This window comes from Streptomyces sp. NPDC034043, from assembly GCF_055575675.1.
Window position 1 is genome coordinate 65468 of the sequence record NZ_JBVISF010000002.1, and the last position, 26416, is coordinate 91883.

The 26416-nt window shown below is 73.9% G+C and carries 27 protein-coding genes; 10 read left to right on the plus strand and 17 right to left on the minus strand.

Going from position 1 to position 26416, the window contains the following annotated elements:
- Positions 1–24: 24 nt before the first annotated feature.
- Positions 25–420: an ArsR/SmtB family transcription factor gene (locus ACZ51S_RS05055; protein ID WP_468474844.1), complete on the plus strand. Its 396-nt coding sequence runs from the start codon at positions 25–27 to the stop codon at positions 418–420.
- On the opposite strand, the gene ACZ51S_RS05060 is transcribed toward ACZ51S_RS05055, so the two are convergent.
- From ACZ51S_RS05060 to ACZ51S_RS05075, 4 genes are read right to left on the minus strand one after another with little or no spacing between them, the layout of a single operon-like run.
- Positions 397–1911 carry an ABC transporter ATP-binding protein gene (locus ACZ51S_RS05060; RefSeq protein ID WP_468474843.1) on the minus strand — a complete coding sequence of 505 codons (1515 nt, stop codon included), beginning with the start codon at positions 1909–1911 and terminating at the stop codon, positions 397–399. The genes ACZ51S_RS05055 and ACZ51S_RS05060 overlap by 24 nt on opposite strands.
- Positions 1908–2759 (minus strand): ABC transporter permease, encoded by an 852-nt coding sequence (locus tag ACZ51S_RS05065; RefSeq protein WP_468959752.1) that lies wholly within the window; start codon positions 2757–2759, stop codon positions 1908–1910. Before ACZ51S_RS05065 ends, ACZ51S_RS05060 begins: the two co-directional genes overlap by 4 nt.
- Entirely contained in the window at positions 2756–3787 is a 1032-nt protein-coding gene (locus ACZ51S_RS05070; RefSeq protein ID WP_468474841.1) for an ABC transporter permease, read from the minus strand. The genes ACZ51S_RS05065 and ACZ51S_RS05070 overlap by 4 nt, the downstream gene beginning before the upstream one ends.
- Positions 3775–5322 carry an ABC transporter substrate-binding protein gene (locus ACZ51S_RS05075; RefSeq protein ID WP_468959755.1) on the minus strand — a complete coding sequence of 516 codons (1548 nt, stop codon included), beginning with the start codon at positions 5320–5322 and terminating at the stop codon, positions 3775–3777. Before ACZ51S_RS05075 ends, ACZ51S_RS05070 begins: the two co-directional genes overlap by 13 nt.
- 322 nt (positions 5323–5644) lie before the next feature.
- On the opposite strand from ACZ51S_RS05075, the gene ACZ51S_RS05080 reads away from it, so the two are divergent.
- From ACZ51S_RS05080 to ACZ51S_RS05100, 5 genes are read left to right on the plus strand one after another with little or no spacing between them, the layout of a single operon-like run.
- Complete coding sequence (locus tag ACZ51S_RS05080; RefSeq protein WP_468959757.1) at positions 5645–6640, plus strand: TauD/TfdA family dioxygenase; 996 nt, start codon at positions 5645–5647, stop codon at positions 6638–6640.
- A gap of 32 nt (positions 6641–6672) precedes the next feature.
- Positions 6673–7698: an ornithine cyclodeaminase family protein gene (locus tag ACZ51S_RS05085; protein WP_468959758.1), complete on the plus strand. Its 1026-nt coding sequence runs from the start codon at positions 6673–6675 to the stop codon at positions 7696–7698.
- Positions 7689–9065 carry a type III PLP-dependent enzyme domain-containing protein gene (locus ACZ51S_RS05090; protein WP_468802554.1) on the plus strand — a complete coding sequence of 459 codons (1377 nt, stop codon included), beginning with the start codon at positions 7689–7691 and terminating at the stop codon, positions 9063–9065. Before ACZ51S_RS05085 ends, ACZ51S_RS05090 begins: the two co-directional genes overlap by 10 nt.
- Positions 9066–9108: 43 nt before the next feature.
- Positions 9109–10137 carry a cysteine synthase family protein gene (locus ACZ51S_RS05095; RefSeq protein WP_468802555.1) on the plus strand — a complete coding sequence of 343 codons (1029 nt, stop codon included), beginning with the start codon at positions 9109–9111 and terminating at the stop codon, positions 10135–10137.
- A 9-nt stretch (positions 10138–10146) separates the two neighbouring features.
- Positions 10147–11571, plus strand: coding sequence for an MATE family efflux transporter (locus ACZ51S_RS05100; RefSeq protein WP_468474835.1), 1425 nt, complete (start codon positions 10147–10149; stop codon positions 11569–11571).
- 75 nt (positions 11572–11646) lie between these two features.
- On the opposite strand, the gene ACZ51S_RS05105 is transcribed toward ACZ51S_RS05100, so the two are convergent.
- Genes ACZ51S_RS05105 through ACZ51S_RS05150 form a run of 10 tightly spaced genes read right to left on the minus strand, consistent with a single transcriptional unit; the run spans position 11647 to position 22902 of the window.
- Positions 11647–13053, minus strand: coding sequence for an ABC transporter ATP-binding protein (locus ACZ51S_RS05105; protein ID WP_468959760.1), 1407 nt, complete (start codon positions 13051–13053; stop codon positions 11647–11649).
- Positions 13050–13865, minus strand: coding sequence for an ABC transporter permease (locus tag ACZ51S_RS05110; RefSeq protein WP_468885858.1), 816 nt, complete (start codon positions 13863–13865; stop codon positions 13050–13052). The genes ACZ51S_RS05105 and ACZ51S_RS05110 overlap by 4 nt, the downstream gene beginning before the upstream one ends.
- Positions 13862–14818, minus strand: coding sequence for an ABC transporter permease (locus ACZ51S_RS05115; protein ID WP_468802705.1), 957 nt, complete (start codon positions 14816–14818; stop codon positions 13862–13864). Before ACZ51S_RS05115 ends, ACZ51S_RS05110 begins: the two co-directional genes overlap by 4 nt.
- On the minus strand, positions 14806–16374 hold the full coding sequence (locus ACZ51S_RS05120; protein ID WP_468959762.1) for an ABC transporter substrate-binding protein: 1569 nt from the start codon (positions 16372–16374) through the stop codon (positions 14806–14808). The genes ACZ51S_RS05115 and ACZ51S_RS05120 overlap by 13 nt, the downstream gene beginning before the upstream one ends.
- Complete coding sequence (locus ACZ51S_RS05125) at positions 16371–17201, minus strand: class I SAM-dependent DNA methyltransferase (protein ID WP_468959764.1); 831 nt, start codon at positions 17199–17201, stop codon at positions 16371–16373. The genes ACZ51S_RS05120 and ACZ51S_RS05125 overlap by 4 nt, the downstream gene beginning before the upstream one ends.
- Complete coding sequence (locus ACZ51S_RS05130; RefSeq protein WP_468959766.1) at positions 17198–18568, minus strand: MFS transporter; 1371 nt, start codon at positions 18566–18568, stop codon at positions 17198–17200. Before ACZ51S_RS05130 ends, ACZ51S_RS05125 begins: the two co-directional genes overlap by 4 nt.
- A complete protein-coding gene (locus ACZ51S_RS05135) occupies positions 18565–19629 on the minus strand; it encodes a dipeptide epimerase (RefSeq protein WP_468802561.1) in 1065 nt (354 codons plus the stop codon). Before ACZ51S_RS05135 ends, ACZ51S_RS05130 begins: the two co-directional genes overlap by 4 nt.
- On the minus strand, positions 19626–20741 hold the full coding sequence (locus ACZ51S_RS05140) for a PLP-dependent cysteine synthase family protein (protein WP_468802562.1): 1116 nt from the start codon (positions 20739–20741) through the stop codon (positions 19626–19628). The genes ACZ51S_RS05135 and ACZ51S_RS05140 overlap by 4 nt, the downstream gene beginning before the upstream one ends.
- On the minus strand, positions 20738–21592 hold the full coding sequence (locus ACZ51S_RS05145) for a Rossmann-like domain-containing protein (protein WP_468960185.1): 855 nt from the start codon (positions 21590–21592) through the stop codon (positions 20738–20740). The genes ACZ51S_RS05140 and ACZ51S_RS05145 overlap by 4 nt, the downstream gene beginning before the upstream one ends.
- A 35-nt stretch (positions 21593–21627) precedes the next feature.
- On the minus strand, positions 21628–22902 hold the full coding sequence (locus ACZ51S_RS05150) for an ATP-grasp domain-containing protein (RefSeq protein ID WP_468959769.1): 1275 nt from the start codon (positions 22900–22902) through the stop codon (positions 21628–21630).
- 122 nt (positions 22903–23024) lie between these two features.
- On the opposite strand from ACZ51S_RS05150, the gene ACZ51S_RS05155 reads away from it, so the two are divergent.
- Positions 23025–23654, plus strand: coding sequence for a GNAT family N-acetyltransferase (locus ACZ51S_RS05155; protein ID WP_468474826.1), 630 nt, complete (start codon positions 23025–23027; stop codon positions 23652–23654).
- On the opposite strand, the gene rpsR is transcribed toward ACZ51S_RS05155, so the two are convergent.
- The 3 genes from rpsR to ACZ51S_RS05170 all read right to left on the minus strand — a co-directional run bounded on the left by rpsR (position 23639) and on the right by ACZ51S_RS05170 (position 25338).
- A complete protein-coding gene (gene rpsR / locus ACZ51S_RS05160) occupies positions 23639–23875 on the minus strand; it encodes a 30S ribosomal protein S18 (RefSeq protein ID WP_468474825.1) in 237 nt (78 codons plus the stop codon). The two genes, ACZ51S_RS05155 and rpsR, sit on opposite strands and share 16 nt — an antisense overlap.
- 66 nt (positions 23876–23941) lie before the next feature.
- Positions 23942–25093: a CobW family GTP-binding protein gene (locus ACZ51S_RS05165; protein ID WP_468959771.1), complete on the minus strand. Its 1152-nt coding sequence runs from the start codon at positions 25091–25093 to the stop codon at positions 23942–23944.
- Positions 25093–25338, minus strand: coding sequence for a type B 50S ribosomal protein L31 (locus tag ACZ51S_RS05170; protein WP_384532069.1), 246 nt, complete (start codon positions 25336–25338; stop codon positions 25093–25095). The genes ACZ51S_RS05165 and ACZ51S_RS05170 overlap by 1 nt, the downstream gene beginning before the upstream one ends.
- Positions 25339–25556: 218 nt before the next feature.
- Between ACZ51S_RS05170 and rpmB the strand changes: the two genes are divergently transcribed.
- The 3 genes from rpmB (at position 25557) to rpmF (ending at position 26413) form a co-directional block, all read left to right on the plus strand.
- Entirely contained in the window at positions 25557–25793 is a 237-nt protein-coding gene (gene rpmB / locus ACZ51S_RS05175) for a 50S ribosomal protein L28 (protein ID WP_468802563.1), read from the plus strand.
- Entirely contained in the window at positions 25793–26098 is a 306-nt protein-coding gene (rpsN, locus tag ACZ51S_RS05180) for a 30S ribosomal protein S14 (protein ID WP_468474822.1), read from the plus strand. Before rpmB ends, rpsN begins: the two co-directional genes overlap by 1 nt.
- A gap of 144 nt (positions 26099–26242) precedes the next feature.
- On the plus strand, positions 26243–26413 hold the full coding sequence (rpmF, locus tag ACZ51S_RS05185) for a 50S ribosomal protein L32 (protein WP_468474821.1): 171 nt from the start codon (positions 26243–26245) through the stop codon (positions 26411–26413).
- The last annotated feature ends 3 nt before the right edge of the window (positions 26414–26416 follow it).

Below are 26416 nucleotides of genomic sequence, written 5' to 3' on the forward strand. Positions count from 1 at the left end.
TGTATCGCCGGTAGGATGGTGCCCATGGGCCACGGAGTCGATTCGAAGAGCACGGTCAGCACCCGCGAGCGGCTGGACGCCGTGGGCGCCTCCGATGTCGCCGCGACGCTCCAGGCCTTGGCCACGCCCTCGCGGCTGCACATCCTCGCCCGGCTCCAGGAGGGCCCCTGCCCGGTCGGCGAACTCGCCGAGGCCGTCGGCATGGAGCAGTCGGCCTGCTCCCACCAGCTGCGGCTGCTGCGCAACCTGGGCCTGGTGACGGGTGAGCGCCGGGGCCGCTCCATCGTCTACGAGCTGTACGACGGCCATGTCGCCGAACTGCTCGACCAGGCCCTCTTCCACGTCGAGCACCTGCGTCTGGGCCTGCGCGACGCCCCCGGCGAGGGGTACGCCGGATCAGCCGGCGGGCACGAGCGCTGAGGTCGGGCCGCACCCGGCCAGGCGGCCCCCCTCCAGGACGTGCACGGTGTCCGTGTAGGCGCCGATCAGGTGGAGTTCGTGGGAGACCATGGCCACGCTCAGCGCGTGCTCGGCGCGCAGGCGCGTCAGCAGCTCCATGACGGCGCGGGCCGTGTCGGGGTCGAGGGCGGACGTGATCTCGTCGCACAGCAGGACGTCGGGTCCGGCGGCCAGGGCGCGGGCGATCGAGACCCGCTGGCGCTGACCGCCCGAGAGCTCGGCCGGGTAGCGGCCGGCGAACCCGGCCGGCAGTTCCACCTGCCGGAGGAGTTCGGCGACCCGGCCGGGTACGGCCGCCCCGGACAGGCCGCCGTGCATGCGCAGGGGCCGGGACAGGGCCGCGCCGACGGTGCGCGCGGGGTTGAGGGCCGCGAGGGGGTTCTGCGGGACGAGTTGGATGCGCCGCTGGTCCTCCCGCGTGCGCTTGCGCGCCAGGGACGCCAGGGGCCGGCCGTCCAGCTCCAGGCTGCCGGTGTCGGCGGGATGCAGTCCGGCGAGCACCCGCAGCAGCGTGGTCTTGCCGGAGCCGGACGGGCCGACGATGCCGGTGGCGGATCCGGGGGGTGCGGTGAAGTCGACCGCGTCGAGGACGCGGTGGCGGGTGCCGCCGTGCCGGAAGGTGACGCCGACGGCGCGGGCGCTCAGCCCCTGGCCCTCCTTCCGGGCGGCGGCGGGAGGCCCGGAAGGGGGGCGTGGCGGGGTCCGGGGTGTGGGGACGGCCGGGGGCCGGGCGGGCGTCAGGCGGACCGTGTGGTCGGCGCAGGCGCCGACGAGTTCGGGGTCGTGGGTGGCCATGACGACGGCCAGCCCCCGGTCGGCGGCGAGGTCACGCAGCAGCTCGGCGATCTCGTCGCGCAGGGCGGGGTCCAGTCCCGCCGTGGGCTCGTCGAGGAGCAGGATGTCGGGGGTCCGGGCCAGCGCGCGGGCGAGGGCGACACGCCGTTGCTGGCCTCCCGAGATCGCGGTGGGCCGGCGGTCGGGCAGGCCGTCGCCGAGCGGGAGCCGGCACTCGCTCAGGAGGCCGAGGACGGTGGCGTGGCCGCGGTCGGGGGCCATTTCGGCGACGAGCCGGCGCACGGTCATCCGCGGGTTGAGGGCCGAGCCGGGGTCCTGCCCGACGTAGGCGACGCGCGAGCGCCGCAGTCGCCGCAGCTGTCCGGGGGTGAGGGCGACGGGGTCGTGGCCCAGGACGTCGAGCGTGCCGGCGGTGACGGCGGCGCCGGGCGGGAGGTGGCCGACGAGGGCGCGGAGCAGGGTGGTCTTGCCGGAGCCCGAGCTGCCGGTGAGGGCGGTGACGCGGCCGGCGTGGATGCGTACCGAGGTCGGCCGCAGCAGGACGCCGCCGTCCTCCATCGAGACTTCGAGACCGGTAGCGGTGGCGAGGGGCGGGGTGTCGGGGACGGGCCGGGCCGTGGCCCGAGGTGTTTCCGCCCGGGGCGCGGCGTCGCTCACGAGGTGGTCACCGCCTTGCGTACGGAGTGGGGGGCGAGGGAGGTGGAGGCGAGGTTGACGCTGATGGCGAGCACGGCGATGGCCAGGCTCGGGGCGAGGACCCCCCAGGGGCTGAGGAGGATGCCGGGGGCGTTCTCGCGGACCATCAGGGCCCAGTCGGCGGCGGGTGGCTGGGGGCCGATCTGGAGGAAACCGGCCATGGAGATCACGTAGATGCCCTCGACGAACCGCAGGCCGAACAGGGCGAGGACGGTGGCGCGGAGGTTGGGCAGCAGCTCGCGCACGGCGATGTACGCGAGCCCCTCGCCGCGGGTGACGGCGGCCTCGACGTAGCCGGAGTTCGCCAGGGGCGCCGCGGCGCCGGCGACGATGCGCACCGCGTACGGGGTGCCGAGGACGGTGGCGGCGATGACGACCGGGCCGCGGCCGCCCCCGGGCCAGGCCAGGGCGATGAGCATGATGCCGAGGACGGACGGGAGCAGGATGGACACGTCCGCGGTGCGTTCGACGGCTCGGCCGAGCGCCGGGCGCAGCACGGCGGCGCAGCCCAGCAGGGTGGCCAGCAGGGTGACGGTGACGGCCACGACGAGGGCGCTGCCGATGAGTGCGGTGCCGCCGTGCAGCAGACGGCTCAGGACGTCGCGGCCCAGCTGGTCCCCGCCGAGGAGGGCGTCCCGGCCGGGGGTGGCGTAGGGGGCGGTGACGGGGGTGTCGACGGTGTGGGGGGCGAGGAAGGGCCCGCAGAGGGCGAGCAGGACGAGGAGCAGTGCCGGGGCGATGCCGCGCACGGCCCGGATCCGTCCGGGCAGGGGCCGCGTCCTCGTGGCGGCGACGGTGGCGGCGCTCATGCGCGTACTCCCAGGGTGCGGGCGCGGAGCAGGTCCGCGGCCAGCAGGACGAGGCTGATGACGGCACCGGCGCAGATGACGACCCCGGCGATGAGCGGGGTGTCGCGTGCGGCGACGGCGCCGGCCAGGACGGTTCCGATGCCGGGGTAGTTGAAGAGGGTCTCCACCACGACCGCTCCGCCCAGGAGCATGCCGGTGGAGGTGGCGATGCCCGTGGCGATCGCCGGTACCGCGCCCGGGAGGGCGTGGCGCAGCAGGACGTGGCGGGCCGGCAGCCCGTCGAGGACGGCGGCTTCGACATGGGGGGTCGCGGCCTGGTCGGCGAGGGCGCCGCGCACGATGCGGGTGTTCCAGCCGGTCTGGGGGATCACCAGGGCGATGACCGGCATGATCAGCATGGTCCAGGCGGCCGGAGCCCCGTCGGCTCCCGTGACGGTGACGGCGGGCAGCCACCCCGTCCACAGCGACAGGAGCAGCAGGAGCAGGACCGAGATGACGAATTCGGGTACGGCGAAGGAGGCGGTGGCCGTGTGCCCGATGATCCGGTCGGCCAGCCGGCCGGGGCGGGAGGCCGCCCAGCAGCCGAGGGCCAGGGAGAGGACGACGGTCAGGAGGAAAGCGGCCGCCCCCAGCAGCAGGGTGTTGGGGAGGGGGTCGGCCAGCAGCTCGGTGACCCGCCGGCCCCGCGCCGAGGTGCCGAGGTCGCCGGTGGGCAGGGCGGTCATCCATTCCCAGAAGCGTTCCCACAGCGGCCGGTCGAGTCCGAGCAGGTGCCGTCGCGCCGCCAGGTCGGCGGCGCTCTCGCCCCGCTCGGCGGCGGCGGTGGCGGCGTCGCCGGGCAGCGCTTCGACGGCGGCGAAGACGACGGCCAGCAGCACGACGAGCAGCAGGGCCCGCCGGGCCGCCGCCCCGGCCGCCCTGGCCGCCCTGGTGACCAGTGCGGCGGCACGCCGTGAGGCGGCGGCCGCCCCGGGGCGTGCGGGGGCGGCCGCCTTCTCGTCCCGGGCCGGGTGGCTCAACGCAGCCACACGCCCTCGAGCTGGACTCGGCCGTATCCGGCGAGCCTGGGCAGGCCCTGGACCTTGGCGGCGGCCAGGTCGATGCCGTCGGCCATGCCCCACAGCAGGTAGCCGGACCGGTCGTACTCGATCCGCTGGAGCTCCTTCAGGGCGGCGGCGCGTGCGGTCTCGTCGGCGGTGCCGACGACCTTGAGGTAGGAGGCGTCGAACTCCTTGTCGGACCAGGCCGCTTCGTTGGTGGCGGCCTCGGTGACCATGGTCTTCGAGGCGAAGAAGACGACCGAGTCGTTGGTGCCCCAGTAGGTGGTGTAGAAGTCGCCGGTCTTCCAGGTCTTGTCCCAGAAGGCGCCGGATTCCTGTTTGACGACCTGGACCTTGACGCCCGCTTCCCTGGCCTGGTTGGCGAAGAGGGTCGCGGACTCGGCGAGTCCGGGGATGTCCTCGGTGGTGACGAGGTCGTAGGTCCGGGACAGCTCGAATCCCGCCTCGGCGAGGAGCTTCCCGGCCTTGGCCAGGTCCCGCGCACGCTGAGGGATGTCCTTGGCGAAGTTCGGGTCCCCGGTGCCCATGATGTCGTTGGAGACGGTTCCGTAGCCGGAGAGGACCTGCTTGACCATGGCCTCGCGGTCGACGATCAGGCGCATGGCCTCGCGGACGCGGGGATCGGCGAACGGGCTGCCCGCGGCGGTACGCATGACGATCGGCATGGCCATGTCGTTGGGGCGGCGCAGGACCTGGACGTCCTTGCGCGCCTCGGCGGTACGGGCGGCGACCGCGCCGACGTTGGAGGCGACGTCGATCTGCCCGGCGAGAAGGGCGTTGGCCATCGCCTGGGGGGTCTCGAACATGGTGACCTCGATGGCGTCGAGGTGGACGGTCCCGCCGTACCACGTGTCGTTCCGCACCAGGCGGGCGTTGCCGCCGCGGTACCAGTCCAGCTTGAACGGGCCGGTGCCGGGCGCCTTCTCCAGCGCGCCGTCGGCGGTGTCCTTCTTCAGGACGAAGGTCGTCAGGCGGGTCAGGAGCGGCAGTTCGGCGTTGGCGTGGTCCGAGACGAGGACGACGGTGTCGGTTCCCTCGGCCGTGATGTTCTCCGGTTTGATGCCGGGCAGGCGCGAAGCGCCGGAGGGGGTGTTGCGCAGGCGCCGCAGCGACCAGACGACGTCGTCGGCCGTCACCGGGCGGCCGTCGTGGAAGACGGCACCCTTGGCGATCTTGAATTTCCAGGTCTTCAGGTCCGCCGAAGGCTCCCACGAAGCGGCCAGCCGCGGACGGGTGTTGGGCCTGGCGCCGGGAGTCGTGAGGGTGTCGTAGACCAGCGCGATGACGAGGTAGTCGCTCTCGTTGGCATGGGAACCGTGCGGGTCGCGGGTGATGGCGCCGGCGCGGCCGAGTGCGCCGACGCGGAGGGTACCCCCGCTCTTCGGCTTGCCGTCACCCGCCGCGGGGTCATCCGCGGTGCCGGCTTCCCCGGAGGAGCAGGCGGCGAGGAGGGCCGCCGCACCCAACGCTCCGCCCGACCACAGAACTTGACGCCTGTTCATCTTCACGTACGTCCTCGATCCACTGAGCGGACTGGGATGTTCTTAGGTTTGCCTACCCTAATGACAACCATTTCCGCAAGCCGTCATTCACGATGGGACGCATATCCGAATCCGGGTGAACGTCAACCCGTTAGTAAGGTTTGCCTTACCTTCATCTCCTGCTAGCGTTCGAATCGTTCGCCGGTTCCGCAGGTTCACGGCTGGCACGCCAACTGCCGTTGGGCCCTTGCCAGTTGACAGTTCCCGCCCCGTCATGGAGAGATGAACCGCGCCAGGAAACCGGGTTCCCCCCTGCCATCCGAACGAAACGGATTCCTTCGCCATGAGCACGGCAGCCGCCCCAGTCCGCCAGCTCAACCCCCACACCGCGGGAGAACTCCGCGACGCCGCGGAGAAACTGCTCGCCACGTTCGGTACGTCCGCCACGAGCCCCGCCCTCCTGGCACGGGTCCAGGAGGTGGCCGGTGGTTTCGGCGACGACCTGCGCCACCAGTGCCGCCCCGTCGACACCGCCGACGGCCTGTTCGTCCTGCGCGGCCTCGCCGTCCACGACGGGGCCATCGGCCCGACGCCCGCCAGTTGGGCCACCGCGCACGACAGCGGCGCGGTGTACGACATCGCGCTGCTCCTGCTCGCCACCGTCATGGGCAACCCCATCGCCTGGCATGGCCAGCAGGACGGCCGCTTCGTCCACAACATTGTCCCCTCCCGGGGACACGAGACCGAACAGACGGGCGCCTCCAGCACCGTGCTCCTCAGCCCGCACACCGAGGACGCCTTCCACCCCGGCCGCGCCCACCTGCTGATGCTCGGCTGCATGCGCAACCCCGACGGCATCGCCACCACCGCCGCCAGCATCCGCAGGACCCGCCTCACGGACACCGACATCGCCCTGCTGACCCGGCCGGTCCTGCCGATCCTGCCCGACGACGCCTACCGGGCGGCCCAGGGCTACAACGGCGGGGCCCCGCCCGCCGTACCGGCCCTCTACGCCAGCGAGGACGGGATGACTCTGCGCTACGACCCCGCGTACACCCCCCTGCACCAAGCGGACGCCGCGTACCGGTCCGCGTACGACCGCCTGTCGGAGGAACTCGCCCGCGTCTCGGTGGCCGTCAGCCTCGGCCCCGGCGAGGTCCTCGTCGTGGACAACGACCTCGTCGTCCACGGCCGCGTCCCCTTCCGCGCCCGGTACGACGGCACCGACCGCTGGCTCAAGCGCGCCTCGGTCCGGGTACCCGGACGCCGCACCCGCCCCGCCGCCGAAGCCGGCGAGCACGGATACGGCCAGACCGCCCTCGAAGCACACGCGAGCTGAACTCCCGTCCCGCACCGGAGGAGTGACCCACCATGACGGACACCCCGGCCGCACCCGCCGCCACCCCGGCGGCCGGCGACGGCACACACCTGCGCGTCCTGTCGACCACCGACCTGGCCGGGATCGACGTGTCCCTGGCCGACGTGGTCGCCACCGTCGAGGGCGCCTACCGCACCCTGCACGCCGGCCGGTCCGACAACCCCCGGAAGCTGACCGTCAAGCCGCAGGACGGACACTCCGTCTCCTACGCGATGCTGGGCCGGGACGGCTCCCGCGACGTGGTGGCGATCAAAACCTCGTACAAGCACGGCCTGGACAAGGGCCGCGAGGAACAGCACTACTACACCGCGCTGACGCTCTACGACGACAGCACCGGGCTCCCCGTGGCCATGATGGACTGCTCCCGCATCGGCTCGCTGCGCACCCCCGCCGTCTCCGCCCTGCTGGCCCGGGAGTGCGCGGCGCCCGGAGCCCGGTCCGCGCTGGTCGTCGGCACCGGGACCCAGGGCCGCCTCGCCCTGCCGTTCCTGCTGACCACGCTGCCGGAGCTGGACCGGCTGATGCTGTTCGGCACCCACCCCGAGGGCATCGGTGCCGTCCGCGAGCGGTTGCGCGCCCACTTCCCCGACCGGGACGTGGACATCGTCACCGACCTGCGGGCGGCCGCCTCCCAAGCGGACGTCATCGTCGCGACCGCCGGCGCCCACACGCCCGCCGCGATCGAGGCCGACTGGCTGGGGCCCGGCACGCTGTCCGTCCTCGTCGGACACGGGCTCGCGCCCTCGACCCTGCACCACGCGGACCGGGTCATCGCCACCAGCGAGGCGCAGATGCACGTCACCGGCACCGACATGGCCGACGCCGACGGCAAGTTCCCCGCGGTCGACGCCGAGCTGGCGCCCGTGCTGGCCGGGGAGGCCGCGGGCCGCCGGAGCGGCACCGAACACGTCTTCGCCTACAACAGCGGGCTGGTGGTCACCGACATCGCCCTCGGTCACCGCTTCGCCCAGCTGGCCATCGACCAGGGCCTGGGCACCGAGGTGCCACTGTGGCAGTGAGCCCCGGCACCGGCCACTCCCCCGCCCTCCCTCCCCTCCCCGACGCCGCGACGGACGCCGTGCTGGCCAGCGGCCTCCTTCCCGAACTCGCCCACGCCTTCGGCGGCCCCTTCCACTTCCTGCTGCCCGAGGCGTTCGACACCAACCTGCGGGCCCTGCGGGACGCCCTCGCCGCCGCGGGCGTGGACGGCTTCGTGTACTTCGCGAAGAAGGCCAACAAGGCCGCCGTGTTCGCCGAACGGGCGGCGGCGGGCGGTGCCGGGGTGGACGTGGCCTCCGCCGGCGAGCTGCGCGAAGCCCTCGGACACGGCGTCCGCGGCGAGCACCTCGTGGTCACCGGCCCGGCCAAGGACACCGTCCTGCTCCGCCTGGCCGTCCAGCAGGGCGCCCTGATCGCCGTCGACGCCCTGGACGAGCTCGACGCCCTCGTCACCATCGCCCTGACCGGACCGGTGCGTCCCGCCCGCGTGCTGCTGCGCTGCCTTCCCCCGGCCCAGCCGCACAGCCGCTTCGGAATGACCGGTGCCGAACTGGACGCAGCGACGGACCGCTGCGTCCGGGCCGGTGACGCGGTCCGGATGGAGGGCTTCAGCTTCCACCTGTCCGGCTACGCCCTCCAGCCGCGCGCCGACCTCGCCGGACACCTCGTCGACCTGTGCCTCAAGGCCCGCGCCCAGGGCCTGGAGGCCGCCCGCATCAGCATCGGCGGCGGCCTGCCCGTCAGCTACACCGACGCCGACAGCTGGCACACCTTCCTCACCCGGCACCACAGCCGCCACTACCACGCGGGCAAGACGTTCCGGACCGGCGACTTCTACCCCTACCACTCGCCGGTCTCCGGCGCCGGCGCCCTGGCCGCGCTGCTGGCGGCCCGGCCCGAAGGCCGCGGCCGGCCGCTCGCCGGCCTCCTCAGGGACGCCGGGGTGGCCCTGCTCCTGGAGCCCGGCCGGGCCCTCCTCGACCGGGCGGGGGCCACCGTCTTCCGGATCCAGGGCGTCAAGGAGCGCGGGGGGTACCGGATCCTCACCGTCGACGGCACCAGCCTGAGCCTGTCCGAGCAGTGGTTCAACAGCGAGTACCTGCCCGACCCCCACCTCCTGTCCCAGGACACCACCGGGCCCCCCGGGGTGTACCCGGCGAGCGTCGGGGCGGCCACCTGCCTGGAGTCCGACATGCTCACCTGGCGCAAGGTCGGGTTCCCCCGCCGCCCCCGCACGGGCGACCTCCTCGTCTACCCGAACACCGCCGGGTACCAGATGGACTCCAACGAGTCCCCGTTCCACGACCTCGCCCTGCCGCCCAAGGTCGTCATCGACCGCACCGGCGGCCCCCGCCCCCGCTGGCGCCTCGACCGCCACTCCGCCTGAGCCGGAGACCATCCGACCGTCCTCCCCCTCACAGGAGCTTTCGATGCCCGGAGCACTTCAGCGCCCCGCCGTGGTCTCCCGAGTGTCCGACCTGATCGGCCGCACGCCCCTGCTGGAACTCGCCGCCACGGGGACCGGCAGCCGCCTGCTGCTGAAGCTGGAGATGTTCAACCCGACCGGCACCGCGAAGATCCGTATGGCCCGTGCGATGGTCGACGCGGCCGAGCGGGCCGGCGAGCTGCGTCCCGGGGGCCGCGTCGTCGAGTCCACCTCCGGCAACACCGGTCTGGGACTCGCCGTGATCGCCGCCGAACGCGGTTACGCCTTCACCGCCGTCGTCGACGACCACGCCTGCGCGGACAAGCTCCGCACCATGAAGGCCCTGGGCGCCGAACTCGTCCACGTTCCCGACGCCGGCACCGGCGAGCTCGCCACCGCCGCCCGTGAGGAACTCGCCGAGGAACTGGCCCGCGGCCGGGACAACACGGTCTTCACCGAGCAGCACAACAACCCCGCCAACGGTGTCGGCTACTTCCCCGTGGCGCACGAACTGCACGAGGCGCTCGACGGCGGTCTCGACGTCCTGATCGGCGCGGTCGGCACCGGCGGCGCCCTGTGCGGCACCAGCCGGGAGCTGCGCAGGCTGATGTCCGGCTTCACGGTCATCGGTGTCGAGCCCAAGGGGTCCATCGCCTTCGGCGGCCCGGCCCACGACTACTACCAGTCCGGCACCGGCACTCCCGAAGGCGCGGAGATCGGTGCCCTCGTCGACTTCGACCTGATCGACGAAGGGGTCAAGGTCGGCGACGTCGAGGCCTTCGCGACCTGCCGCGCGGTGGCCCGTACCGGTCTGCTCATCGGCGGGTCCGCCGGCGGCGTCGTGTACGAGGCGCTGACCCGTCTGACCGCCCTGCCCCCGGGCACCACCATGGTCGCCCTCGTCAACGACGGCGGTGAGAAGTACATGGACACCGTCTTCGACGACGCGTGGATGCGGGAACGCGGCCTCCTCGACGCCGAGGCGGAGCGCGAGATCGACGAACTCCTCACCAAACTCCGCAGGAAGCGGTGATCCTGACCCATGCTGACCACCCTCCTCCGTGACAGCCGCGCACTGGCCTCCCTGGCCGTGCCCCTCGTCCTCACCCAGCTCGCGCAGGTCGCGCTGACGACCACCGACACGGTGATGATGGGATTCCTCGGGACCGAGGAGCTCGCCGCCGGCGGCCTGGCCCTCGTCATCTTCAACCAGCTCCGCACCATGGGCGTCGGCCTGGTCACCGCCGTGGGCAACCAGATAGCCGCCGCCGCGGCCAGAGCCGAGCGGGCCGGCGAGGGCGGGGCGGACGGCGGAGGGGCGGCCGGTGGGGGCGGGGCGAACGAGGAGGTCCGGGGCATCGTCCGCGCGAGCCTGGCCGTCGCCACGCTCGCGGGCACGGCCGGCGCCGTCCTGATGGTCCTCCTGGGCCAGGCGCTGATCTGGCTCGGCCAGGACGCCGCGGTCGTCGAGCGCACCCGGACGATGCTGCTCGCCCTCGCCCCCGGCCTGCTGCCCTGCCTGTGGTTCCAGGCGGTCCGCCAGTTCACCGTCGGCATGCGCCGCCCGCAGGGCCTGCTCCGGATCACCCTCGCGTCCGTGGCCGTCAACGCGGGCCTGAACTGGGTCCTCGTCCACGGCACATGGGGTCTGCCCCGGCTGGGTCTGACCGGCATCGGCGTCGCCACCTCGACGGTCTACCTCCTGTCGTTCGTCGCCCTGTACCTCTCCGCGAGGAAGGACGGCGAGCTGGCGCCACTGCTCACGCCGAACGTCTTCAGGGCCGACCCGGCCACCGTCAGGCGCCTCGTCGCACTGGGCGTCCCCATAGCCGCCACCTACGGCTCCGAAGCCGGGTTCTTCTCCATCACCGCGCTGATGGCAGGCTCCTTCGGCCCCGACGCCCTCGCCGCGCACACGGCCGTCAACCAGCTCGTCTACATCGTCTTCCAGGTCGCCGTCGGGCTCTCGCACGCCGCCTCGATCAACGTCAGCCGCGAACTGGCGCTGGGCCGCACGGATCACGCCCGGCGCATCAAGAACACCGCGCTCGCCTGCGCCGCCGCCGTCATGGCCGCCGTCGGCGTCCTCTACCTGACGCTCCCCGGCCTGGTCCTGGCCCCCTTCCTCGACTCCGGGCCCGGCTCTGGGCAGGCCCTGACGATCGCCACCCAGCTGCTGATCGTCACCGCTTTCCTCCAGTTCTTCGACTGCGCCCAGAACATAGGGGTCGGACTCCTGCGGGGGCTCGACGACACCAAGAGCGGCTTCCGCATCACCGTCATCGGTTACTGGGCCGTCGGACTGCCCGCCTCCTGGCTCCTCGCCTACGCGCTCGGCCTCGACCTCCTCGGCATCTGGCTCGGCCTGCTCACCGGCCTGGCCACCACCGCCGTCCTGCTGCTGCGCCGCTACTCCGCCTCGCTCGCCCTGCGCGGCGACCCCACGGCCATGACGGCCCCCGCGTAGCGGCGGGGAGGGTTCCCGGGCCGGTTCCGCGTGACGGGCCGTCCCGGCCCCGCCGGGGCGATGCGGGGCAGGCGGCTACCGGGAGGGGACCAACCGGCCGACGTCGAGGACCGCGGTCCGGTCGGCCAGGGCCTCGGCGGCCGCCCGGTCGTGGGTGATGAACACCAGGCTCAGCCCGTCCCGGTCCCGCAGCCCGGCGAGGTGGGCGAGGATGGCGTCGCGGGTCTCCGCGTCGAGTCCCGAGGTGACCTCGTCGCAGACCAGGACCGCGGGCGCGGCCAGCAGGGCCCGGGCCAGGGCCGCCCGTTGGAGTTCGCCGCCGGAGAGCGCGCCCGGGCGACGCAGCGTCAGGTCCTCGGCCAGCCCCAGCTCCCCCAGGGTGCGCACGGCGGTCCGGCGGGCGGTGTCCCGGTCGGCGCCGCGCAGCCGGACGGCGGTGCGGCCGACCTGGTCGAGGACGGGCCGGTGTTCGTCGAAGGCCGCCTTGGGGTCCTGGAACACGTACTGCACGGCGGCCAGTTCGTTGCGGGTGCGGGCGCGGAGACCGCGCCGCAGGGGGACCCCGTCGAGCAGGACCGCACCGTCGTACGCGGAGTGCAGGCCGGACAGGCACCGGCCCAGGGTGGTCTTGCCGCTGCCGGACCGGCCCGTCACGGCGAGGCACTCCCCCGGCGCGACCGACAGCGTGACGCCGTGCAGGACGGCGACGGTGCCGTGCGCCGTACGGTGGCGGGCGGTCACCTCCTGTACCGCGATCCTGGCGGCGGCGGGCCGGGGGGCGGCCCGCGGCCCGGGGAGCACGGGCCGCGCGGGGGCGGGCAGCACCTCGTCGGCGGGGCCCCGGTCCACGACCCGGCCGGCCCGCAGGACGACCACGTCGTCCGCGAGTCGCCGTACGACGTCCCCGTCGTGGCTCAGCAGGACCACGGCGATGCCCTGCCGGGCGACACCGGCCAGCGCCTCGACGATGCCCTGCTTGGTGGCCGGGTCCTGGCCGGTGGTGGGTTCGTCGGCGACGATCACCTCGGCTCCCAGGAGCAGTGCCTGGGCGATGACGACGCGCTGCTGCTGGCCCCCGGAGAGCTGGTGGGGGTAGCGGCGCAGCACCGTCTCCGGGTCGGGCAGCCGGGCCAGGCGCAGGGCGTGTCCGACGCGGTCCCGGATCTCGCGGCGGGTTCCGCCCCGCAGGGCGGCGATGTCCCGCAGGAGCGCTCCGGCCCGGCGGGCGGGGTTGAGGACGGCGGCGGGGTGCTGGGGCACGTAGCCGACGGAGCCGGGGCCGGGGGTGCTGATCCAGCCGTCGATCCGGGCGCCGGCGGGGAACTCGCCCAGGAGGGCGCGTCCGGTGGTGCTCTTGCCGCTGCCCGAGGGCCCGACGAGGGCGGTGATCCGTCCGGCGCGTGCCGTGAGGCTCACCCCGTCGACCAGCGTGCTGCCGGCCACTTCCACCCGAAGGTCCTCCAGTTCGGCTACCGGGTTCATGCTCGGTCTCCCTTCCGGGCGGCCTTCGGCCCGGTGCGCAGTGCGGCGTCGAAGAGCAGGTTGGTGCCCATCGACAGGGCCGCGATGAGCAGCGCGGGCACCACCACGGCCCACGGCTGGAGGAACAGGCCCGTGCGGTTGCGGTCGACCATCACCGCCCAGTCGGCGGCGTCCGGTTCGACGCCGATCCCGAGGAAGGCCGCCGTCGCGACCAGGTACAGGGCCCCGGTCAGCCGGATCCCGGCGTCGGCGGCGAGGGTCCTGCGCATGCTGCGGAGCACGTAGCCGAACGCCGTGCGCCACCAGGACTCGCCCTGCATCCGCAGGGCCTCGACGGCGGGCCGGGCGCAGACCTCGGCCGCCGCCGCGCGCACCACGCGCGCGGCGTCCGGTACGGCGGCCAGGCCGACGAGGACGGCCAGGCCGGCCGGGCCCGGGGTGAGGGTCGCTGCCACCAGCAGCACCAGCAGGAGCGAGGGGACGGCGATCAGGACGTCGAGGGGCCGCATGAGGGTCTCCTCCAGCCAGGGGCGGCCGGTGAGCGCGGCCGTCAGCCCGAGCGGGACGGCCACCAGGTAGGCGAGTACGGTGGCGGCGAGTGCCACGAGGACCACGGAGCGGCCGCCGAGCAGGACCTGCCGCCAGACGTCCCGGCCGGAGAAGTCGGTGCCCAGCCAGTGCCCGGCACCGGACTCGAAGGACACCGAGCGCGGGCCGGCCGTTCCGGCGAACAGCGGTCCGAGGGCCGCCAGCAGCAGGGGCACGGCGATGAGCCCCGCCGCGAGGGCGTATCCGGACGAGGGGCGCCTCACGCGATCACCTCCGCGCGGGGGGCGAACCGGCGGGCGACGAGGTCGGCCCCCAGGTTGGCCAGGACGGTGACCACGCCGAAGACGACGGCCATGCCCTGGACGACGGGCACGTCCCGGGCGGCGACGGCGTCGATGAGCACGGTCCCCAGGCCCGGGATCACGAAGAGGGCCTCCACGACGATCACCCCGCTGAGCAGCCAGTCGCAGGTACGGGCCAGTTGCTGGGCGGCCGGGGCGAGGGCGTTGGGCAGGGCGTGCGTCCAGCGGACGCGGGCGCCGCCGACGCCGTAGCGCAGGGCCTGGGCGACGTACGGCGAGGCCATCGCGTCGATCATCCCGGCGCGGACCAGGCGGCTGATGGTGCAGACGGGCCGGGCGACGAGCACCAGGACGGGCAGGACCAGCACGGCCGGCTCGGTGAGCGGGTCGGCGCCGACGGCCGTGGGCGGCAGCCAGCCCAGCCACAGTCCGAACAGGGTGGCCAGAAGCACGCCGAGGGCGAACTCGGGGACGGAGTGCACGGCGAGGGTGAACGCGCTGAGGGTCCGGTCCAGCGGGCCGCCCTCGCGACGGGCGCACAGCACGCCGAGCCCCGCGGACAGCGGCAGGAGTACGGCGAGGGTGGCGCAGGCGAGGGTCGCCGTGGGCCCGAGACCGCCGGTGAGGTAGCCGGCGACGGGCCGGCCGCTGACCAGGGAGGTGCCGAGGTCGCCCTTCATGAGTCCGCCGGCCCAGTCCAGGAACCGTTCGGCGGCGGACCGGTCCAGCTCCAGGGCCGCGCGGATCCGGTCGATGCGCTCGGGGTCGGGCTGGTCGCCGGCCAGGGCGACCGCAGCGTCACCGGGCAGTGCCTCGGTGAGGACGAAGACGAACAGGACGACGGCCGCCGTCTGCCCCACACCGAGGAGCAGACGGCGGACGGCCCAGTTCAGGTGCCGGGTCACGCGAGCCAGAGCTTGTCGAAGCGGGCCCAGTCGAGGGTGTTGGCGGGTGCCTTCCCCGAGACGCCGCGCACGGAGGGCGCGGTGGCGACGATCCAGTCGGCGAAGCCCCAGATCAGGAAGCCCCCCTCGTCGTGCAGGCGGCGCTGCATCCGCTCGTACAGGGCGGCCCGCTCCTTCTCGTCACGGGTGGACTGGGCCTGCTGGTACAGGTCGTCGAAGTCCTTCTGCCGCCACTTGGTCGCGTTGGTGGTGGAGCCGGTGAGCAGCCGCTGCGAGACGTGCGACTCGATGGGCATGGCGCCGGAGCGGTAGGAGGCGAAGGTGCCGTTGTCCAGGATGTCCTTCCAGTAGGTGTCCTTGTTGCCCACCTTGACGTCGACGGTGACCCCGGCCTTGGCGGCCTGTTCCCTGAAGATCCCGGCGGCCTCGACGAAGCCGGTGGCGGCGGGGGCGGTGTCCAGGGTGACCTTGAGGTTCTCGGCGCCCGCCTCCTTCAGCAGGGCGCGTGCCCGGTCGAGGTCCTGGGTGCGCTGCGGCAGGTCCGAGGCGTAGTACCGGTAGCCCTTGCCGAAGAGGTCGTTGCCGGTCTCGCCGGCGCCGGACAGGGCACCGTCGACGAGCTCCTTGCGGTCGGCGATGAGGAAGAACGCCTGGCGGATCCGCTTGTCGTCGAACGGCGGCCGGTCGGTCTTCATGACGAAGCCCTGCATGGAGCTGCCGGGCAGCCGGACGACCTCGATCTTTCCCTTGCCCTCGTGGGTGCGGGCGGTGGCCGGACTGAGTTCGTGGGCGTACTGGACCTGGCCGCCGAGCAGGGCGCTGGTGCGGGCCGATTCCTCCGTGGCGACGACGAACTCGACGTGGTCGAGGTGGGGTGCGCCCTCCCAGTAGGCGTCGTTGCGCTTGACGACGAGGGACTTGCCGGGGGTGAAGGAGGCGAAGGTGAACGGGCCGGATCCGACGGGCCTGTCGAAGGAGGTGGTGTCCTTGGGGACGATGTGGGCGCCGAACGCGGCGAGGACGTTGGGGAATTCGGCGTAGGGGCGCTTGAGCCTGAACTCGACGGTGTTCGGGTCGAGGGCGCGGCTGGCGGCGAGGTCGATGGGCTCCAGGGAGGCCTTGGCCCGGAAGGTGCCCTTGGGGTCGGCGATCCGCCGGTAGCTGTAGAGGACGTCCTCGGCGGTGACGGGGCGTCCGTCGTGGAAGGACGCCTTGCGCAGGGTGATCTTCCAGGTGTCGAGGGTCTCGTTGGGCTCCCACCGCTCGGCGAGCCGTGGGACCGGCGCGAGGTCGTTGCCGAAGTCGGCGAGCTTGTCGTAGAGGGCCTTGGCCCGGGCGGCGTCGACGAACAGGTTGGCGGCGTGCGGGTCGAGGGTCTCGTTCGCCCCGCCGCCCGCGAACGCGGCGCGCAGCGTGCCGCCCCGCTTGGGGCTGCCGGTCCCGGCGGCGTTCCCCTTGTCGGCGGTCCCGCCGGTGTCGGCGGCGCAGCCGGCGGTGAGGGCGAGGGTGGTGGCGGTGGCGAGGAGGAATCCCCGGCGGGCGAGGCCGGCGCGGTGGTGGGTCACGGTGTTTCTCCGTTGCTGTGCGGCGGGTTGGGGCTGGGGGCGAGCCGGGCGACGAGGTGCAGGCGGTCGGAGGTGACGGTGGTGTGCGGTACGTCGCCTTCGCGCCAGGCCGGTTCGGTCCGGGGGCCGGGGCGGTCGTACAGGTCGAGGACCTCGAAGCCGGCGGTGGTGAGGAAGTACCGGAGTTCCTGGGGGAACAGCAGCCGCCAGGCGGAGTGCTGCTCCTGCCGCGCACTCGACGGGGTGCCGTCGTCGGCGGTCCAGGCGCGGCGGCGGCGCAGGAGTTGGGCGCCGTGGTCGATCCACAGGGTGGTGTGCGAGGTGTGGGTGGTGCCGCGCCACGCGAAGGAGGCGGTGCGCGGCCCGTCGAGGAGTTCCGTGTTGCCGAGGAAGAAGGCTCCGTTGCGCATCTCCGCGATGAGCAGTCCGCCCGGGTCGAGGTGGCGGCGGACGGCGGCGAGGCAGGAGGCGAGTTCCTCGTTGGTGTGGCAGTAGAGCAGGGCGCTGTCCAGGCAGAGGACGGCGTCGAAGGTGCGGCCGAGGTCGAAGTCCCGCATGTCGGCCCGGCGGTAGTCCGGGCCGGGGTGGCTGCGGCCGGCGTGGGCGAGCATGGCCTGCGCGGTGTCGATCCCGGTGACCTGGCGTCCGGCGTGGTGGTGGAGCCAGGCCGCGTCACGGCCGGTGCCGCAGCCGAGGTCCAGGACACGGGTTCCCGCGCCGTGCCGGCGCAGGGTGTCCTCGGCCCAGCGTGCGGCGACCCGGTCGGGGTCGGGGAAGCGCTCTTCGTAGAGCTCGGGGTGGTCGGTGAGGAGGTTTCCGGTGCTCATCTGGTCTCGCTCAGGGGACTGGGGTCGCCGTGCGGGGCGGCGGGTGCCGCGCCCGGTGGCGTGCCCGCGGTGTCTGCTTCCGGGGGGTGGGGGTGCGCGGGGCGGGGGTCGGGGGCTTCGGCGGCGGCCGGGTCCGCCGCGGGGGCAGGGGGGCGGGGCAGGGCCCCGCGGCGGTGCAACGCGGTGACGGCCGTCGCCGAGGCGAGGCCGAGGGCCGTGCAGCAGGCGTACGGGAGCCAGGCCGGGCCGCCGCGGGTGACGGCGTCCATGGCCGACCCGACGCCCGCGCCGACGCCCGCGGCGGCCACTCCGGAGACCGCGTAGAACAGGCCGTAGAAGGTGCCGGTGAGCCGCGCGCGGCCGAAGGCGGGGATGAGTTCCATGACGAACGGCTGGGCGGTCATCAGTCCGAGGGACAGCAGCAGCGCCCCCGCCAGGACCGGCAGCAGCAGTGCCGGATGCGTCCCCGTGGCCGCCGCCGTCAGCATCGGCGGTACGAAGCCCAGCCCGCCCAGGGCCAGCCCGGCGGCGATCCACCGGCCCCGGCCGCCGCCCCGCGCGGTCAGCCCGCGGGTGATGCGCAGTTGCAGCAGGAGGCTGGCGAGGGTCCCGACGACGAAGACGAACCCCACCGATCCCGCCCAGCCGGTGGCCTGCCGCGCGGCGTGCGGCAGCAGCAGGTAGAGCTGGCTCTCCATGCCGTACATGCCGACCATGGCGAGGGAGAAGGCCACGAAGCGGCGGTGGCCCGTGACCTCCCGCCAGTCGCCGAGGACGGAGCCGGCCGGACGCGGCACGCTCCGGGCGGGCAGGACCGCGGCCTGCGCGAGGGTGAGCAGCCCGAACACCCCCGCCGCGGTGAGCGCCGCCACCCGGAAGCCGCCGTACAGCAGCAGGCTCCCCAGCAGCGGCCCGATCAGCGCGCCCGCCGTGGCGAACACGTTGAACAGGGAGAAGGCCTCGGCCTTGCGGTCGCCGGACTCCTGGGCGACGTAGGTCCGTACGGCGGGGTTGAACAGGGCGCCGGCCAGCCCGCTCAGCACCGATGCGGCGATCAGCACGGGCAGCGCGTCGCCGATGGCGAACAGCGCGAAGCCGAGGGTGCGCAGGCCGCAGCCCGCGATGATCACGCCGCGGGCGCCGAGGCGGTCGGCGGCGGAGCCCCCGATCAGGAACAGCCCCTGCTGGCTGAGGTTGCGCAGGCCGAGGACGAGGCCGACCACGGCCGCCGAGAGTCCGAGGTCGTCGGTGAGGTGGGTCGCGAGATACGGGATGAGCAGGTAGAAGCCGATGTTGACGCCGAGCTGGTTGACGAGCAGGAGCCGCACGGCCGGCGGGAAGCCGCGCACCGCGGCGAGGGTTCTCATCGTCCCGCGCCCACGGGTATGGCGGCGCGGGGCAGCACGCCCAGGCCGCCGCGCGGGGAGGGGGCCACGGTGCCGCCGGTGCCGCCGATGCCGGACCACGGGTCGTCGGCGAGGAGCAGGTGTCCGTCGAGGTCGACCCAGCGCGCCCGGTCCACCAGGTGTACGGCGGGCGCGATGCCGAGCGAACTGGCGGTGAGGCACCCGAGCATGAGGTCGGTGCCGCTGCCGTCCAGGGCGGCGTGGATGCGCAGCGCGTTCCGTACGCCCCCGCACTTGGCGAGCTTGACGTTGACCCCGTGGACCCGTCCGGCGAGGGCGGCGGCGTCCTCGTGGGTGACCGCGTCCTCGTCGGCGATCACGGGGATCGGGGAGGCGGTGGCGACCCGGGCCAGGGCATCGGGCTGTCCGGCGGCGATGGGCTGTTCCACGGCCGTGACGCCGAGGGCCGCGAAGCGGGGCAGCAGGGCGTGGGCCTGGTCCTCGGTCCAGGCCCCGTTGGGGTCGAGGAGCAGGTCCGCGTCGGGCGCTCCGGCGCGGACGGCCTCGATCCGGGCCAGGTCCTCGGCGGGGTCGGGTGATCCGGCCTTGACCTTCAGGATGGTGAAGCCGCTCCCGGCGAGCCGGCTGGCCTGGGCGGCCGCGGTGATGGGCGCGACGATGCCGATGGTGCGCGCCGTGACCGCGGACGGCGGCAGGGGACTGCCGAGCAGTTGGTGCGCGGGTTCGCCGGCCCGCTTGCCGACGAGGTCCAGTACGGCCGACTCGACGGCGGCGAGGACCCCCGCGGGCAGTTCCGCGCCCAGGGGGCCCGCGGGTGCGAGTTCCGCCCAGGCGGTCTCGGGGTCCGGCAGGCGCTCCAGCGCCGGGCGCAGGGCGCTCAGGCGGCGCAGGATGCGGTCGGCGGGCAGTCCGAGGTAGACGCTGCTCACGGCCTCCCCCCAGCCGCGCAGCCCTCCGTGTTCGAGGCAGACCCAGACCGCGTCGCGGCGGGCCATCACGGAGCGGGAGATGCGCAGCGGTTCGGCCAGTTCGAGCGAGGTGGTGTGGCAGGTGAGTCTCATACGGCACCTCCGGGGGCCGGGACACGGGGGGCGCGGGCTTCCGTGGCGGGATCGACGACGGTCCGGCAGCGGGTCCAGCCGAGGGCCTCGGCCGCACGCGGGTACGGGATCTCCAGCGGCCGGGTGGCCGGTGCGGTGGCGGTCAGGCCCTGGGCGCGGCAGAAGTCGTCGTCGTACACGGTGCCGAGGTAGCGGTGCGGCCCGTCGGGGAAGACGGTGGCGACGACGGCGCCGGGCTCGGCCCTGGCGGCCCAGGCGGAGACCAGGGCGACGGCTCCGGTGCTCCAGCCGCCGCTGACGAAGCTGCCGCGCGCGAGCCGGCGGCAGGCGTCGACGGCCTCGGCGGCACCCACCCAGTGCACCTCGTCGAACGCCCCGTGGCGGACGTTGGAGGGGTGGATGCTGCTGCCGAGTCCGCGCATCAGGCGGGGCCTGGCGGGCTGCCCGAAGATCGCGGAACCGACGGAGTCGACGCCGATGACCTTCAGCCGGGGCCAGCGGCCGCGCAGCGGGCCGACCAGCCCGGCGCTGTGCCCGCCGGTGCCCACGCTGCACACCAGGACGTCCAGGTGGTCGAGCTGCGCGATGAACTCGGCGGCCATGGAGCGGTAACCTGCGGGATTGTCGGGGTTGTTGTACTGGTCGGGCCAGTACGCGCCTTCGGAGCGGGCCAGGACCTCGCGCAGCCGGGCGATGCGGGCCGCCTGCCAGCCGCCCTGGGGCGCCGGGCGGTCCACGAGCTCCAGGCGGGCGCCGTAGGTGCGCAGCAACTGGCGCATGGAGGGCTCGAGTTCGGTGTCGCCCACGAGGATGACGGGGTGGCCGAGGGCCTGTCCGGCGAAGGCCAGCCCGATGCCCATGGTGCCGGAGGTCGACTCCACGACCGGGGCTCCCGGGCGCAGTTCGCCGCGCCTGCGGGCGCCGGTGAGCATGGACATCGCCGCGCGGGCCTTCATCCCGCCGGCGCTGAGGCATTCGAGCTTGGCCCAGAATCCGGGGTGGGGGTGGGGCAGGTCGGTGTGGACGCGGGCGACGGGGGTGCGCCCCAGCAGGGGCAGGAGGTCCGGGTTGGCGGCGGACCGGGACCGGTGCACGGGCGGAGCGAGGGTCATGGACGGCCTCCGTAGCGGTGGATGACCCCAGGGCCGCCGTCGAGCCAGAAGAACGGGTACGGCTCGGCGGACACCGCGCTCACCCCGGCTCCGAGGAAGCGGGGCAGGACGGCGCTGCCGGTCTGGGCGAACATCACGAGGGGCTTCCCGGTCGCGGCGGTGTGCTCGAGCAGGGTCTGGAAGGAGCCGTTGCCGAGGGTCATGCCGGAGGCGAGGACGGCGCCGCAGCGTTCCAGGTGTGCGGCCGTGTCGGTGAGGACGGGCTCTCCCCACTCGGTGGTGCCGCCCTTGAGGTCGCACGGCAGGTAGTCCAGGCCCCGCGCGCGCAGTTGCTCCAGGAGCGAGTTGACCACTCCGACCACCAGGACCGGCCGGCCCCCGCCCGGCGGGGAGGGTGCGGCGGGCAGCAGGTCGACGACGGCACGGGCCCGGGCCCGTGACCGGCTGAGCGAGCTGCCGGCCGGCAGGGGGTACGGGCGGGCGCCGTTGTCCGGCGCGTGCGGGCGGACGTGGGCCAGGTAGGCGTCGAGCGCCGCGATCCGCACCGGCAGCAGCGGGTGGCCGAGGAGGTCGGCGACGGTGGCGCCCACGCAGTCGTCGAGGGCGCCCCGGGGCAGCGTTCCGGGCTCGACCGCACAGGATCCGACGGCCGCGTCGAGCCGCAGGCTGAGCACCTCGTTGCGGTAGCCGCCGCTGCGCCCTTCGTGCCGGACGGCCTGGGCGGTCGTGAAGGCGAGCGAGATCCGCTCGTGGGCGGGGTCGGGGCCGTACGCCCCCGCCAGGACCGCGTCGACCAGCTGGACGACGGTCCGGACGGCGGGCTCGGCCTGCGGGCGGCCACCGGGCGGCATCGCTCCGGTCCGGGGTGCGGGCGGGGAGGACAGGGTCACGCGGGCACCGCCGTGGAGGGCTCGTAACAGGGGCGCAGGCCGGCGAGGAGCCGCTCGGCGGCCGCACGGGCGCCGCCGCCCTCGGTGTCGGCGGTTATGACGTGGCCGAGGTACTCGTTGTTGCTGGTGGCGGCCCGCACGGTGCGCCCCGGTTCGGCGAGGCCGAGCTCCAGCACCTCGGGCCGGGCACGTACGGCCTGCGCGCCCTCGATGCCCGCGAGGACGCCGTCGGTGCCGGGGAGCAGGAAGGAGATGGCGGCGCTGCGTACGCCGGTGGGGCGCGGCGTCAGGTCGGGCGTACGCCCCAGGGCGACGTCGACGCATGCGGCGGCGAGGTCGACGCCCGTGACGTGCCGGACGAGTTCGGTGATGCGGTTGCCGGCGGGGCGGGGGTTGACCTCGACCAGCCGGGGTCCGTCGGGCGTCAGTTTGATCTCGGTGTGGCAGACCACCTGGTCCAGGCCCAGGGCCTTGACCGCCGCCAGCGCGGTCCCGGCGGCCTCCGACGCCGTGGTCGCGTCGATGCCCGCCGGGAACATGTGGCCGGTCTCGATGAAGGCGGGCGCCCCTGCGACGCTCTTGTCGGTGATGCCCACGACGTGCGTGGTGCCGCCGGAGGACACGGTCTCGACGCTGACTTCGGGTCCGTGCAGCAGTTCCTCGAGCAGGATGACCGGCGCGCGGTCCTGGCCGCGCGCGTTGACCGGGAACTCGGCGAGCGCCTGGCAGGCGTGCTCCAGTTCGCGCTCGTCGCCGACCGCGCGGACCAGCATGCCCGCACACAGGTCCACCGGTTTGACCACGAGCGGGTATCCGATCTCACGAGCGGCGGCGGCCGCCTCCCCAACCCCCTCGCAGAGCGCGAACCGGGGCCCGGCCACCCCGGCACCGGCGAGCACACGGCGCGTCAGGTCCTTGCGGCAGGCCGCCTCGACGGCCTCCGGGGAGGGCCCGGGCAGGCCGAGCCGGCGGGCGGTGTGCGCGACGGCGGGCAGGTAGTAGTCGCACGAGGAGACCACCCCGTCGAAGCCGAGGACGGCGTGCAGGCCCTCCACCCGCTCCAGGAGCGCGGCCGTGTCGTTGGTGTCCGCCGTGATGACGTTGCGGGCCGTGAGCAGCGGATGCGGCCCGTCCCCCGCGGGGTGCGCGCGCAGGTAGTGGTGCAGGTCGCGGGTCACGAAGGTGAACTCGTGCCCCTCCTCTCGGATGGCCCTGGGCAGCAGCCTGCTCATCGACCCCACCCAGCTTTCGATCACCAGCAGATGTCCCACAGGACTTCCTCCCAGACTGCGTCGGCTCTGTGCGACGCAGACGTTATAGGAAATCGTTTTCATTTCCAATAGATCAGTTTTCCGATAGCCTGCGGCCCCCGGAACACGAGAGGCGGAGTGCGATGAAAGTGCTGACGCGGGATCAGAGGATCGGCCCGTACACGGTGCGGCAGGCGAAGGCCGAGGACCTGCCCGGCGCCCGGAGCGTCATGCTGGACACCTTCTACCGGGAGTTCGGCTACGGGTACGTGCCGGACTGGCACTCCGACGTCGTCGATCTGGACGGCACCTACCTGCGGCATCCCCGCCACACCCTCGTCGTGGCCGTACGCGACGACGGCGAGGTGGTCGGCACCACCGCACTCCACTCGCGCGGCCCCGCCCATCCGCCGCACCCGCGCGCCCTCGCCGAGCGCTACCCCTCGGAGCGGACCGCGCAGCTGCTGCGCGTGTACGTGCGCCCCGGCCACCGGCGGCACGGGCTCGCCCGCGCCATGGTGCACACCGCTTGCGCGTTCGCCGCGGCCGTACCCGGCTACGAACGCGTCTACCTGCACACCAACGTGGACATCCCCGGCGCGGAACACTTCTGGCGCAGCATGGCCACCGAGGTCTTCGACGCCCGCACCACCGGGGAACACGGAGGCTTCGGCACCGTCCACTTCGAGATGCCGCTCCCCGCGGCGGGGGCCGCGCCGTCGCCCGCCTTCGCCTCCTCCCCGGCGGGCGCGGCGGTTCAGCGGCCGGCGTAGGGCAGCAGGGCCATCTCCCGCGCGTTCTTGACGGCGGCGGCGAGGGCCCGCTGCTGCCGGGCCGTGACCCGGGTGACGCGCCGGCTGCGGATCTTCCCCCGGTCGGAGATGAACTTCCGCAGCAGGTCGGTGTCCTTGTAGTCGATGGAGGTGATCCCGGCCGCGTCGAGCGGGTTGGGGCGGGACTTCAGGGGCTTGCGGGGCTGGGGGGTTCGGGCCATGGCGGTGTCTCCTTGTTCTGGACGTTTCGGCTGCGGCCTCGGGCGGCCGCGGTCAGGGCGTACGGGTCAGGCGGCGTCGAGGAGGGAGTCGAAGGCGGCGGGCAGGCGCTTCCAGCCCTCACGCCCGGCCTCGTACTCCGCGTCCGTCAGGAGGCAGGAGTCCAGGAGCCGTTCGAGACCGTCGCGGTCCAGGCCGGGCGAGGTGAAGACGAGGTGCTGGCAGCAGTCGCCGTGGTCGGGGTGCCAGTCGAGTGCGGCCGCCGCCCGGCGCACGGGCGGGACCATCTCCCAGGCCGCGTCGGGCAGTGACGCCAGCCACGGCCCGGCGCTCTCCACGCACAGCGCTCCGCCGGCCGCGTCCCAGGCGAGCAGGGTGTCCGGGCGGTCGGCGAGCCAGAACCGGCCGCGGCTGCGGGCGGCGGCGCAGCACAGGTCCTCCAGCGCCCGGTAGAGGCGTTCCGGATGGAAGGGCCTGCGGCGGTGCCAGACGAACGTGGTGACACCGGCCTCGTCGGCGTCCTGGGGCAGGAGCGCACAGGCGGGGTGCTGTGCGGCCGCCGCGGCCTCGATGTCGAAACCGGCGAAGGCGGCCCGTGCGAGATCGGCCGACGCGGCCGGGACGCGGCGGGCGGTGGGATGCAGTTGTGCGAGCAGGGCGTGGTCCTCGTCATCGGCATCGTCACTGTCGACGACGGCGAGGACGGACGCGTACTCCAGCTGACGGGCCCAGGTGTCGCCGACGGTCCGCTGGTCGGTGGGGGCCGCGGCGAGTCCGGCCTCGGCGAGGTCGTCGCCGTTGGCGAGGCAGGGCAGGACGAGCGCGGGGTCCACCGCGGTGATCACGCCCGTCACGGCCAGCCGTTCGCCGCCGTGTCCGGCGATGACCTCCGCCATGGCCTTCGGTTCGACCGAGTCCCACAGCTCGACCACGGCGAGCCGGGTCAGGCCGTCGTCCGCCATGCGCTCCAGCTCGGGTACCAGGTCCTCGCGCAGCGCGCAGCAGGCGCAGTCGTTGACCAGGGGCGTCTCCGCCCGGGACAGGACGCCCGAGGCGTCCCGCACCAGGCGGAGCACGGTGCCGTCCGGTGCCGTCGCCAGGTCGTGGTGCAGCGCCACGCTGCCCGGGACGCTCCGCAGCAGGCGTTCGACGACCTCCGTGCGGGCCTCGGCGTGGAGGCCCGCGACGAGCACGACGGGAAGTTGCCGGCCGCGGGCCATCAGCGGGCCCCGTAGCGGCGCTCGAACCGTTCGACGCGGCCGGCGGTGTCGAGCACCCGCGCGGTGCCGGTGTAGAAGGGGTGGCTCGCGGAGGAGATCTCCACGTCCACGACGGGGTAGGTGTGGCCGTCCTCCCAGTCGACGGTCTTGTCGCTGGTCATCGTGGAGCGGGTGAGGAAAGCGGTGCCGGAGGCGGAGTCGCGGAAGACGACGGGCCCGTAGGCGGGGTGGATCCCGGGCTTCATGACAGGGGGCCTTTCGATGGTGGGGCGGGGGGCGCGGAGTCGGCGCCCTTCGCGGAAGGCGGCGCGGCGGCCGGTTCTCGCGGGTGACGCGGGCGAACGCGCCGTCCGCAAGAGAGCGGAGCCCGGTGACCGGGCGGATCCCGCCGCGTTCGTGCCGCTAGTATATGACAATGGTTTCCATTATCAACAATGGGACCACCCGAAGAAGGAGCAGAACCATGTCCGCCCACTGCCAGCTGACCGGCGCCAAGCCCGGTTTCGGCAACACCATTTCCCACTCGCACCGGCGCTCCTCGCGCCGCTTCGACCCCAACGTCCAGCACAAGCGGTACTGGCTCGCCGGCGAGGGGCGCCACGTCCGCCTGACGCTCAGCGCCAAGGCGATCAAGACCGTGGACGCGATCGGCATCGAGGCCGCCGTGGCCCGGATCCGCGCCCGGGGAGGCAAGGTCTGATGGCGAAGAAGAGCAAGATCACGCGGAACGAGAAGCGCGAGGAGACCGTCGAGCGGTACGCCGCCCGGCGCGCCGAGCTCAAGGAGGTCATCCGCCGCACGCCCTCCACCACGGCCGAACGCGAGGCCGCCCTCGCGGAGCTGCGCCGCCAGCCGCGCGACGCCAGCGCCACGCGCGTCCGCAACCGCGACAGCGTGGACGGCCGCCCCCGCGGCCACCTGCGCAAGTTCGGACTCTCCCGCGTGCGGGTCCGGCAGCAGGCCCACGCCGGCTTCCTGCCCGGAGTGACCAAGTCCTCCTGGTAGCGGGCCTCCACGTCCGTACGCGTGCGGCACTCCGACGGGGACCCGCGGCCCCGGCGGCGCCGCACGCGTACGCGGACCCAGATTTGGTAATGGGATCCATTTTCATATAGCTTCCCGGTGTAACCGAGACCGAGGAGCCCCACCATGGCCGTCCCCAAGCGGAAGATGTCCCGCAGCAACACCCGTCACCGCCGCGCCCAGTGGAAGGCGACCACGCCCCGGCTCGTGCCGGTCACCGTCGACGGGATCGTCCACCAGGTCCCGCAACGCTTGGTGAAGGCGTACGAGCGCGGCCTCGTCCATCCCGAAGGCTGACCC

Bases quoted from the DNA above. Each gene is read 5' to 3' on its own strand.
- ACZ51S_RS05055 (WP_468474844.1), top strand. From the start codon at position 25: ATGGGCCACGGAGTCGATTCGAAGAGCACGGTCAGCACCCGCGAGCGG.
- ACZ51S_RS05065 (WP_468959752.1), bottom strand. From the start codon at position 2,759: ATGAGCGCCGCCACCGTCGCCGCCACGAGGACGCGGCCCCTGCCCGGA.
- ACZ51S_RS05075 (WP_468959755.1), bottom strand. From the start codon at position 5,322: ATGAACAGGCGTCAAGTTCTGTGGTCGGGCGGAGCGTTGGGTGCGGCG.
- ACZ51S_RS05080 (WP_468959757.1), top strand. From the start codon at position 5,645: ATGAGCACGGCAGCCGCCCCAGTCCGCCAGCTCAACCCCCACACCGCG.
- ACZ51S_RS05085 (WP_468959758.1), top strand. From the start codon at position 6,673: ATGACGGACACCCCGGCCGCACCCGCCGCCACCCCGGCGGCCGGCGAC.
- ACZ51S_RS05095 (WP_468802555.1), top strand. From the start codon at position 9,109: ATGCCCGGAGCACTTCAGCGCCCCGCCGTGGTCTCCCGAGTGTCCGAC.
- ACZ51S_RS05100 (WP_468474835.1), top strand. From the start codon at position 10,147: ATGCTGACCACCCTCCTCCGTGACAGCCGCGCACTGGCCTCCCTGGCC.
- ACZ51S_RS05105 (WP_468959760.1), bottom strand. From the start codon at position 13,053: ATGAACCCGGTAGCCGAACTGGAGGACCTTCGGGTGGAAGTGGCCGGC.
- ACZ51S_RS05125 (WP_468959764.1), bottom strand. From the start codon at position 17,201: ATGAGCACCGGAAACCTCCTCACCGACCACCCCGAGCTCTACGAAGAG.
- ACZ51S_RS05130 (WP_468959766.1), bottom strand. From the start codon at position 18,568: ATGAGAACCCTCGCCGCGGTGCGCGGCTTCCCGCCGGCCGTGCGGCTC.
- ACZ51S_RS05135 (WP_468802561.1), bottom strand. From the start codon at position 19,629: ATGAGACTCACCTGCCACACCACCTCGCTCGAACTGGCCGAACCGCTG.
- ACZ51S_RS05140 (WP_468802562.1), bottom strand. From the start codon at position 20,741: ATGACCCTCGCTCCGCCCGTGCACCGGTCCCGGTCCGCCGCCAACCCG.
- ACZ51S_RS05145 (WP_468960185.1), bottom strand. From the start codon at position 21,592: ATGCCGCCCGGTGGCCGCCCGCAGGCCGAGCCCGCCGTCCGGACCGTC.
- ACZ51S_RS05155 (WP_468474826.1), top strand. From the start codon at position 23,025: ATGAAAGTGCTGACGCGGGATCAGAGGATCGGCCCGTACACGGTGCGG.
- rpsR (WP_468474825.1), bottom strand. From the start codon at position 23,875: ATGGCCCGAACCCCCCAGCCCCGCAAGCCCCTGAAGTCCCGCCCCAAC.
- ACZ51S_RS05165 (WP_468959771.1), bottom strand. From the start codon at position 25,093: ATGGCCCGCGGCCGGCAACTTCCCGTCGTGCTCGTCGCGGGCCTCCAC.
- ACZ51S_RS05170 (WP_384532069.1), bottom strand. From the start codon at position 25,338: ATGAAGCCCGGGATCCACCCCGCCTACGGGCCCGTCGTCTTCCGCGAC.
- rpmB (WP_468802563.1), top strand. From the start codon at position 25,557: ATGTCCGCCCACTGCCAGCTGACCGGCGCCAAGCCCGGTTTCGGCAAC.
- rpsN (WP_468474822.1), top strand. From the start codon at position 25,793: ATGGCGAAGAAGAGCAAGATCACGCGGAACGAGAAGCGCGAGGAGACC.
- rpmF (WP_468474821.1), top strand. From the start codon at position 26,243: ATGGCCGTCCCCAAGCGGAAGATGTCCCGCAGCAACACCCGTCACCGC.